Consider the following 8,940-nt stretch of genomic DNA (forward strand, 5'->3'; position numbering starts at 1 on the left):
GATCCGGCCGTAGTGGGTCGGGTGCACGTCGCGGACTTCGAAGCCGGCGCGCTCGCGGGTCAGACCGCCCGGGCCAAGCGCCGACAGGCGGCGCTTGTGGGTGATCTCCGACAGCGGGTTGGTCTGGTCCATGAACTGCGACAGCTGCGAGCTGCCGAAGAACTCACGCACGGCGGCCGCGGCCGGCTTGGCGTTGATCAGGTCGTGCGGCATGACCGTGTCGATATCGACCGAGGACATGCGCTCCTTGATGGCGCGCTCCATCCGCAGCAGGCCGACGCGGTACTGGTTTTCCAGCAGCTCGCCGACCGAGCGGACGCGACGGTTGCCCAGGTTGTCGATGTCGTCGATCTCGCCGCGGCCGTCCTTCAGGCCGACCAGGATCTGCAGCACCTTCAGCACGTCGTCCTTTTGCAGGACGCGGATTTCGTCGGAAACCTCGGGGGTCTCCAGACGCATGTTCATCTTGACCCGGCCCACGGCCGACAGGTCGTAGCGTTCGCTGTCGAAGAACAGCGAGTTGAACATGGCTTCGGCGGCTTCCGGGGTCGGCGGCTCGCCCGGACGCATGACGCGATAGATGTCGAACAGGGCGTCTTCACGACCCGTGTTCTTGTCCACGCGCAGGGTGTTGCGCATGTAGGCGCCGACCGTGACGTGGTCGATGTCCAGCACGTCGATGGTGGTGAAGCCGTGCTCTTCCAGCAGGGCGATCGATTCCGCGTCCAGCTCGTCGCCGGCCTCGGCGTAGATCTCGCCGGTCTCATAGTTGACGGCGTCGGCGGCCAGATACTTGGTCAGCAGGGCGTCAGCCGCCAGCGACAGCGAGGTCAGACCGCCGTCGGCCAGCTTCTTGGCGGCGCGGGCGCTGATCTTCTGGCCGGCCTGGGCGACCACTTCGCCGGTGTCGGCGTCGACCAGGTCGAACTCCGGCTTCACGCCGCGCCAGCGTTCCGGCTTGTAGGGCGTGACCCAGCCTTCGCCGCGCTTCTCGTAGGGGACGGTCTCGTAGAAGGTCTTGAGGATTTCCTCGCCGTCCATGCCCAGGGCCAGCAGGAAGCTGGTGGCCGGCAGTTTGCGGCGACGGTCGATACGGACGTAGACCACGTCCTTGGCGTCGAACTCGAAGTCCAGCCACGAGCCGCGGTAGGGAATGACGCGGGCGGCGAACAGCAGCTTGCCCGAAGAGTGGGTCTTGCCCTTGTCGTGGTCGAAGAAGACGCCCGGCGAACGGTGCATCTGCGAGACGATCACGCGCTCGGTGCCGTTGACGATGAAGGTGCCCTTGTCCGTCATGAGCGGGATGTCGCCCATGTAGACGTCCTGCTCCTTGATGTCCTTGACCGAACGGGCGCCCGTTTCTTCCTCGGTCTCAAAGACGATCAGGCGCAGCTTGACCTTCAGCGGCGCGGCATAGGTCATGTCGCGCTGGATGCATTCCTCGACGTCGTACTTGGGGTCCTCGAACTCGTAGGACACGTACTCCAGGACGGCGCGCTCGTTGAAGTCCTTGATCGGGAAGACCGACTTGAAGACCGCCTCGATGCCCTGGTCCTTGCGCAGACCGCTGCGCACTTCGCGCTGCAGGAACTGCTCGTAGGAAGCGCGCTGAACCTCGATCAGGTTCGGCATCTTCACCGCTTCGGGGATGCGCCCGAACGAGTGACGAATGCGCTTCTTTCCGGTGAACGAGGTGGCGGAGGCGATCTTACCCAGGGCGAGACCGTCAGTGGAGTTTGCCATTCTGTTTTCCCAATCGCGAGCCGAATAACGGCCCGACGTCAATGCAGCAGCCACGGAACGCCGAACGGCGATCCGTGACCGAAAGTTCTCGCGGCGCCCACCCTCGACCCACGGCGGGATCAGGGCGCCTCATATGCCCGCCCCTTGGGAAAGGGGCGACGCCTGCGCACCGGTCGGAGGGCGACAAACCGGGCCTCGGCGCTTTCGCGCGGGATTCATGGAATCTGCGGAGCGGCATATATACGCCGATCTCCGGCGAAATAAAGGCCCCGCAAGACAGTAAAACCAGCCGTCCTCCCAGGGCGGCGCAGCCGAACCCGGGACCCAGGCGGCGGCTTACCAGCGCCGACCCGCCAGGATCAAACGCCTGGGTCCCGGCTCTTCGCTTCGCTGCGGCCGGGATGACGGCGCGTCAGGGCGCCCCGCATCGACACCGCCATTCCTTATGCTAAGCCTAGCCTTATGAACCGTATCGCCCTGCCCGCGCTCGCCGCGTCCGCCCTCGCCCTGACCCTGTCGGCCTGCGCCACCGCGCCCGCCACGACCGCCCAGGTCGTGCCGCAAGGCCCCGCCACCCAGGAGAACTGGGAGGTCGGCCAGGCCGCCTATCTGATGTGGAACGGCCAGCGTCGCGGCTGGACCTCGACGCCGTCCGGTCTTCAGTACCGCCGCGTCGGCAAGGCCAAGCCCGACGGCGTCCAGCCCACCGCGACGGACACGGTCAAGGTTCACTATCGCGGGACCTTCATCGACGGGCGCGAGTTCGACAGTTCCTATTCGCGCAACGAACCCGCCAGCTTCCCGCTGAACCGCGTCATCAAGGGCTGGACCGAGGGCGTGGCCCTGATGCGGACCGGCGAAACCTACGAGTTCGTCATCCCCGCCGACCTGGCCTATGGCGCGCGCTGGGTCGGCGGCGAGATCCCGCCGAACTCGGTCCTGCGCTTCACCGTCGAACTGCTGGAAGTAAATCCCGCAGCCTGACACGGCTTTGTCATACGGCCTTGACGCAGGGTGCGACACATTGTGGTCTGCGCCCCCGTCGGGCCGCATGGGGGCGGCCGTTTCCGGATTTCCTGTGATGAAGCGTATCGCCCTGGCCGTCAGCGCCGCCGCCCTGCTGATCTCGATAGGCGCGCCTGCGCTGGCCCAGGTCGGCACGCCCGCCCTGCCCGTGGCCCTGGCGCCGATCCCGGCCCCTCGCGACGAGGCCTATCCGGGCGTCATCAACATCGACGTGGACGCCACCGACATCGACCGCCGCCTGATCCAGGTGCGCCAGACCATTCCCGTCACCCAGGCCGGGCCGATGATCCTGCTCTATCCCCAGTGGATTCCCGGCAACCATGGCCCCGCAGGTCCCGTCGCCAACGTCGGTGGCCTGACGTTCACCGCCAACGGCCAGCGGCTGGAGTGGGTGCGCAACACCGTCCAGCCCTGGGCCTATCAGATCGACGTGCCCGCCGGCGTCAGCCAGATCGAGGTCGCCTTCCAGTGGCTGACCCCGATCGAGGGCAATCAGGGCCGCGTGGTCGTCACCCCCGAGATGCTGAACATCCAGTGGGAGAAGGCCCTCCTCTATCCCGCCGGTTACTACTCGCGTCAGATCACCTTCAAGCCGACCCTGAAGCTGCCGACTGGCTGGAACTACGGCGCCGGTCTCGACACCGTCAGCTTCGAGAACGGCCTGGCGACCTTCGCCCCCATCACCCTCGACCATCTGGCCGACAGCCCCGTCTTCGCCGGTCAGCACTACCGCCAGATCGACCTCGATCCGGGCGGCCGCTCCCCGGTTCGCCTCAACGTCGTGGCCGACACGGCCAGGATGCTGGAAGCGACCGACGAGCATATCCAGCTGCACCGGAACCTGGTCCAGCAGGCCGACCGCCTCTTCGGCGCCCGCCACTATGACCACTACGACTTCCTGCTGGCCGTGACCGACAAGCTGGGCGGCATCGGCCTGGAGCACCAACGCTCGTCCGAGAACAGCGTCGATGTGAAATACTTCACCGACCGCGAAGCCACCCTGGCCGACCGCGACCTGCTGGGCCACGAATACACTCACAGCTGGAACGGCAAGTGGCGCCGCCCCGCCGACCAGATGACGCCCAACCTCAACGAGCCGCTGCAGAACTCCCTGCTCTGGGTCTATGAGGGCCAGACGCAATACTGGGGCCTGGTCCTGACCGCCCGCGCGGGCCTGATGAGCAAGCAGCAGGCCCTGGACGTCCTGGCCATGACCGCCGCCAGCTTCCAGAACATCCCCGGCCGCCAGTGGCGCGCCATGCAGGACACGACCAACGACCCCATCATCAACCAGCGCCGCCCGCAGCCCTGGGGCAGCTATCAGCGCAGCGAGGACTATTACCGCGAGGGCTCGCTGATCTGGCTGGACGCCGACACCCTGATCCGCGAGCAGACCGGCGGCAAGAAGTCGCTGGACGACTTCGCCAAGGCCTTCTTCGGCGCCCAGGACGGCGACTGGAACCCGGCCCCCTACACGTTCGACACCGTGACCTCGACCCTGAACGGGGTGCAGGCGAACAACTGGCCCGCCTTCCTGCGCGAGCGCCTGGACGCCGTCGGCCCGACCTCGCGCGGCCCCTTGGACGGCATCGAGCGCGGCGGCTACCGCCTGGTCTTCAAGGAAGAGCCCTCCGGCTACATGGGCGCCCTCCATAAGGAACTGGGCCGCAACGACTTTACCTATTCGCTCGGCTTCATGATGAACAAGGCGAACAAGATCACCTCCGTCCTGTGGGGCGGCCCGGCCTTCCAGCAGGGCCTGACCTCGGGCTGGGAAGTGGTCGCCGTCGGCGGTCGCGCCGCCTCGGCCGACGTGGTGAAGGCGGCCGTCACCGCCGCCAAGGGATCGTCGGAGCCCATCGAGCTGATCCTGAAGAACGGCGATGTCTTCAAGACTGTCCGCTTCGACTATCACGAAGGCCTGCGCTACCCGCATCTGGAGCGGATCGAGGGCACGCCGGACCGGCTGGGCGACATCCTGTCGCCCCGCCGCCGCTAGTTCGCCCTGCTATTAACGCCTGCCTGCACTCGATTTCTGGATTCCCGATGACCCGACGCCTGCCCGCCGCCGCTCTCGCCCTGTTGCTGACCTCGGTCGCCTCGACCGCTCTGGCTCACGCCCCTCAGGCCTGGACCGGCCAGCAGGCCCCGGCCGTCCCGACGCCCCAGAACACGCCCCTGGGCCTGCCGCGCGCCCTGCCGCCCATCCCGGCGCCAACGGCCGAGACCTACCCTGGCGTCATCAAGTATGAGGTCGACGCTACAGACGTGGAGCGCAAGATCGTCCGCGTCCGCCAGACCATCCCGGTCAAGGCTGGCCCGCTGGTCCTCCTCTATCCCAAGTTCCTGCCGGGCAACCACGCAGACACCGGCCCGATCCAGCTGATCTCGGGCGTGACGGTGACTGGCGGCGGCGTCGATGGGTCCGGGCGCATCGACTGGCTGCGCGACACCATCGACCCCTACGCCTTCCACATCGACGTGCCCCAGGGCGTCAGCGAGATCGTGGTCGAGTTCCAGTGGCTGACCCAGCCCGACAGCTCGAACTGGCGCGTGGTCATGACCCCCGAGATGGTCAACCTGCAGTGGGAGAAGGCCCTGCTCTATCCCGCGGGCTACCGCTCGACCGGCATCACCTTCGCCCCCTCCATCCGCCTGCCGCAGGGCTGGCAGTATGGCGTGGCCCTGGACACCGAGCGTTACGAGAACGGCGTCGCCACCTTCCGCCCGACCGACCTCTACACCCTGATCGACAGCCCCCTGTTCGGCGGCGCCCACTACCGCCGGATCGAGATCGACCCCAGGGGCGAGGCCGTCCACCTGAACATCGTCGCCGACGAAGCCAAGAACATCGCCCCGACGCCGGAGCAGATCGCCTGGTTCGAGAACCTCGTCACCCAGACCGACCGCCTGTTCGGCGCCCGTCCCTATGACCGCTACGACTTCCTGGTCGCCGCCACGTCCAAGATGGGCGGCATCGGGCTGGAGCATCACCGCTCTTCCGAGAACTCGGTCCCGACCGACTTCTTCACCACCTGGGGCAAGGACCTGGGCGCCGTCGGCCTGCTGCCGCACGAGTTCGTCCACGCCTGGAACGGCAAGCGCCAGCGCCCCGCCGACGAGCTGACCGCCAACCACAACATCCCGACCCAGAACACCCTGCTCTGGGTCTATGAGGGCCAGACGGAATACTGGGGCGATGTGCTGACCGCGCGGTCGGGCCTGGCCTCCAAGGATGACATCTTGGTCAGCCTGGCCGAGAACGCCGCCTTCTACGACAACCAGCCGGGCCGCGCCTGGCGTCCGCTGCAGGACGTCAACAACCACAACCTGCTCGGCTACCGGACCAGCAATCCCTATGCTTCGTGGATGCGCGGCACCGGCGACTACTACCGCGAAAGCCTGCTGATCTGGCTGGACGCCGACACGCTGATCCGCGAGGCGACGGACGGCAGGAAGTCTCTGGACGACTTCGCCAAGGGCTTCTTCGGCGGCGATGACGGCTCCTGGGCCCCGCGCGGCTATACCTTTGACGACGTCGTCGCGGCCCTGAACGCCGTCCATCCGCACGATTGGGCGTCCTTCCTGCGCACCCGCCTGGACGCGACAGGTCCCGACGCCAAGGCCCCGCTGGACGGCTTGGCCCGCGGCGGCTACCGCCTGACCTACACCGACAGCCTGACCCCCGGCGAAAAGCGCATTCAGTCCGGCTGGGCCACCGACTTCCAGTACTCGCTGGGCTTCACCCTGTCCTCGTCGAACAAGCTGACCGGCGTCCGCTGGGGCGGCCGCGCCTTCGAGGCCGACATCGGTCCGGGCTGGGAACTGGTCGCCGTCAACGACCGCGCCGCCTCGGCCGAGGTCCTGCGCGACGCCGTCACCGCCGCCAAGGGCACGGACAAGCCGATCAGCCTGCTGCTCAAGAACGGCGACCGCTACCGCACCGTGGCCTTCGACTACCACGACGGCCTGCGCTACCCGCGCCTGGAACGCATCCCCGGCACGCCCGACCGCATCGGCGACATCCTCAGCCCGCGTCGTCGCTAACAGGGCAGCTCCTCAAACATAAAAGGCCCGGGAGCGATCCCGGGCCTTTCTTCTCTCGTTAGGCCTTCAGCAAGGCCAACAGGGCGTCGGCCGCCTCGCGCGACGAGGCCGGGTTCTGGCCCGTGACCAGCGTCCCGTCGGTCAGGACATATGAGCCCCAGTCGGCGCCCTTACTGTAGCGGCCGCCGCGCGCCGTCAGGACATCCTCCACCAGGAAGGGCACGACCTGGGTCAGGCCTACGGCCTCTTCCTCGCTGTTAGTGAAGCCGGTGACGCTCCGGCCCTTGACCAGGGGTTGGCCGTCCGCGCCCTTCACATCCTTCAGCACGCCCGGCGCGTGGCAGACGAAGCCCATCGGCTTGCCCGCCGCCGCGAAGGCCTCGATCAGACCGATGGAGACCGGATCATTGGCCAGGTCCCACAGAGGCCCGTGCCCGCCGGGATAGAAGACGGCGTCGAAATCCCCGGCCTTCACTTCGGCCAGCTTCTGCGTGGTCGCCAGCGCGCCCTTCGCCTCGGCGTCGGCCTTGAAGCGGCGGGTGTCGTCGCTCTGAGCGTCCTCGGCGTCGCTCTTGGGGTCCAGCGGCGGCTGTCCGCCCTTGGGCGAGGCGATGACGATTTCAGCCCCCGCGTCCTTCAGAGCGTAATAGGGGGCGGCGAACTCTTCCAGCCAGAAGCCGGTCTTTTGGCCGGTGTCGCCGAGCTGGTCGTGGGAGGTCAGGACCATCAGGATCTTCATGGGGCGCATCCTTGTGTGAGGCCGCTGAGATGGTCTCGCCTTCCCCGTCCCGCCAGTCGCGCTCAAAAGAAAACGGGCCGGAGGTTTCCCTCCGACCCGTTCCTTGAAGTCTGAGCCTCGACCCGAGGGTCGAAGCGCAAAATCCGATCTTACTTGATCTGGATCTTGGCGCCGGCTTCTTCGAGCTTCTTCTTCAGCTCTTCGGCGACTTGCTTCGAGACGTTCTCGACGACGTTCTGCGGAGCGCCTTCGACCAGGTCCTTGGCTTCCTTCAGACCCAGGTCGGTGCGGACGCCGCGGACTTCCTTGATCACGTTGATCTTCTTGTCGCCGCCGTCAACCAGGACAACGGTGAACTCGGTTTGCTCTTCAGCAGCTTCAGCCGGAGCAGCAGCGCCGCCAACGGCAGCAACGGCGACCGGAGCAGCAGCCGAGACGCCCCACTTGTCTTCCAGCAGCTTCGACAGTTCAGCGGCTTCCAGGACGGTCAGAGCCGACAGTTCTTCAACGATCTTGGCGAGATCAGCCATTTTAGTCTTCCTTCGGTAGGATGAGTTTCAGAGAGATATGCAGAGATGACGAGGCTTAGGCGGCGTCTTTGGTCGCGTACGCGTTGAAGACGCGAGCCAGTTGGCCGGCGGGTGCTTGCAGGACGCCAGCAACCTTGGTCGCCGGGGCTTGCAGCAGGCCGATCAGCTTGCCACGCAGTTGGTCCAGCGACGGCAGCTTGGACAGGGCGTCGACGCCAGCAGCGTCCAGCACCTTGTCGCCCATGAAACCGCCGATGAGCTTGAACTTGTCGTTGCCCTTGGCGAATTCAGCCGCGACCTTCGCAGCGGTGACCGGATCAGCGGCGTAGGCGATGCCCACCGGACCCTTGAACAGATCGTGGTAGGCGCTGCCTTCCTCGACGCCCAGCGCCTTCAGCGCCAGACGGTTCTTCACCACCTTGAACGCGCCACCTTCTTTACGAAGGCGACCACGCAGGTCTTCCATCTCCGCAACGGTCAGACCCAGGTTGTGGGTCACGACCACGGCGCCCGCGTCGGCGAACACGCTTTTCAGCGATTCGATCGACTCGGCTTTTTGTGCGCGGTCCATTGCGGTCTCCAGTTTTGGTATTCGCCGCCGGGCTAATTCCCGACGACGGATTTGGCTTAAGCGCCATGCATCGCTGCACAGCGTTCAGGCCGGTCTTATTGTCCGAAGGAAGCAGGCCTATCCGGCCGAAAACGGCTGGATGAAAGGTCTTTGCATCCCCATCTCCCCACGGCGTCAGAAGGCTCTCTGACGATTATGACGCAGGCGACCCCCGCGTCCCGAAGTTCTCGGACAGGATCCGCCAAGGCCGAAGCCCTGACGAGAAGCCGCGCTCTATACACGGC

At 66.3% G+C, this 8,940-nt stretch carries 6 protein-coding genes and 1 pseudogene; 3 read left to right on the forward strand and 4 right to left on the reverse strand.

The genetic code is table 11. The annotated features are described in order from the left end of the window. Positions 1-1,743, reverse strand: a pseudogene (locus VGE49_RS04580) (DNA-directed RNA polymerase subunit beta); the annotation flags it as partial. Between the two features lie 462 nt (positions 1,744-2,205). Here VGE49_RS04580 and VGE49_RS04585 point away from each other — a divergent pair. From VGE49_RS04585 to VGE49_RS04595, 3 genes are all read left to right on the forward strand, one after another. Beyond that, the gene (locus tag VGE49_RS04585; RefSeq protein ID WP_331033398.1) at positions 2,206-2,727 is read left to right on the forward strand and encodes an FKBP-type peptidyl-prolyl cis-trans isomerase; all 522 of its coding nucleotides are present in this window, start codon (positions 2,206-2,208) and stop codon (positions 2,725-2,727) included. A gap of 97 nt (positions 2,728-2,824) precedes the next feature. Further along, entirely contained in the window at positions 2,825-4,768 is a 1,944-nt protein-coding gene (locus VGE49_RS04590) for a M61 family metallopeptidase (protein WP_331033399.1), read from the forward strand. Positions 4,769-4,815: 47 nt separating this feature from the next. Beyond that, the gene (locus tag VGE49_RS04595) at positions 4,816-6,816 is read left to right on the forward strand and encodes a M61 family metallopeptidase (RefSeq protein WP_331033400.1); all 2,001 of its coding nucleotides are present in this window, start codon (positions 4,816-4,818) and stop codon (positions 6,814-6,816) included. Between the two features lie 58 nt (positions 6,817-6,874). Here the strand turns inward: VGE49_RS04595 and VGE49_RS04600 are convergent, their stop codons facing one another. The 3 genes from VGE49_RS04600 to rplJ form a co-directional block, all read right to left on the reverse strand. Further along, a complete protein-coding gene (locus VGE49_RS04600) occupies positions 6,875-7,555 on the reverse strand; it encodes a type 1 glutamine amidotransferase domain-containing protein (protein WP_331033401.1) in 681 nt (226 codons plus the stop codon). Between the two features lie 149 nt (positions 7,556-7,704). Next, positions 7,705-8,085: a 50S ribosomal protein L7/L12 gene (rplL, locus tag VGE49_RS04605; protein WP_105563615.1), complete on the reverse strand. Its 381-nt coding sequence runs from the start codon at positions 8,083-8,085 to the stop codon at positions 7,705-7,707. A 55-nt stretch (positions 8,086-8,140) separates the two neighbouring features. Continuing rightward, positions 8,141-8,656 carry a 50S ribosomal protein L10 gene (gene rplJ / locus VGE49_RS04610; RefSeq protein WP_207826342.1) on the reverse strand — a complete coding sequence of 172 codons (516 nt, stop codon included), beginning with the start codon at positions 8,654-8,656 and terminating at the stop codon, positions 8,141-8,143. Between the last annotated feature and the right edge of the window lie 284 nt (positions 8,657-8,940).

Source organism: Brevundimonas sp. (assembly GCF_036405315.1).
Taxonomy (GTDB): domain Bacteria; phylum Pseudomonadota; class Alphaproteobacteria; order Caulobacterales; family Caulobacteraceae; genus Brevundimonas.

Excerpts from the sequence above, each read along its gene's own strand:
- VGE49_RS04585 (WP_331033398.1), top strand. The coding sequence starts at position 2,206 with ATGAACCGTATCGCCCTGCCCGCGCTCGCCGCGTCCGCCCTCGCCCTG.
- rplL (WP_105563615.1), bottom strand. The coding sequence starts at position 8,085 with ATGGCTGATCTCGCCAAGATCGTTGAAGAACTGTCGGCTCTGACCGTC.
- rplJ (WP_207826342.1), bottom strand. The coding sequence starts at position 8,656 with ATGGACCGCGCACAAAAAGCCGAGTCGATCGAATCGCTGAAAAGCGTG.
- VGE49_RS04600 (WP_331033401.1), bottom strand. The coding sequence starts at position 7,555 with ATGAAGATCCTGATGGTCCTGACCTCCCACGACCAGCTCGGCGACACC.
- VGE49_RS04595 (WP_331033400.1), top strand. The coding sequence starts at position 4,816 with ATGACCCGACGCCTGCCCGCCGCCGCTCTCGCCCTGTTGCTGACCTCG.
- VGE49_RS04590 (WP_331033399.1), top strand. The coding sequence starts at position 2,825 with ATGAAGCGTATCGCCCTGGCCGTCAGCGCCGCCGCCCTGCTGATCTCG.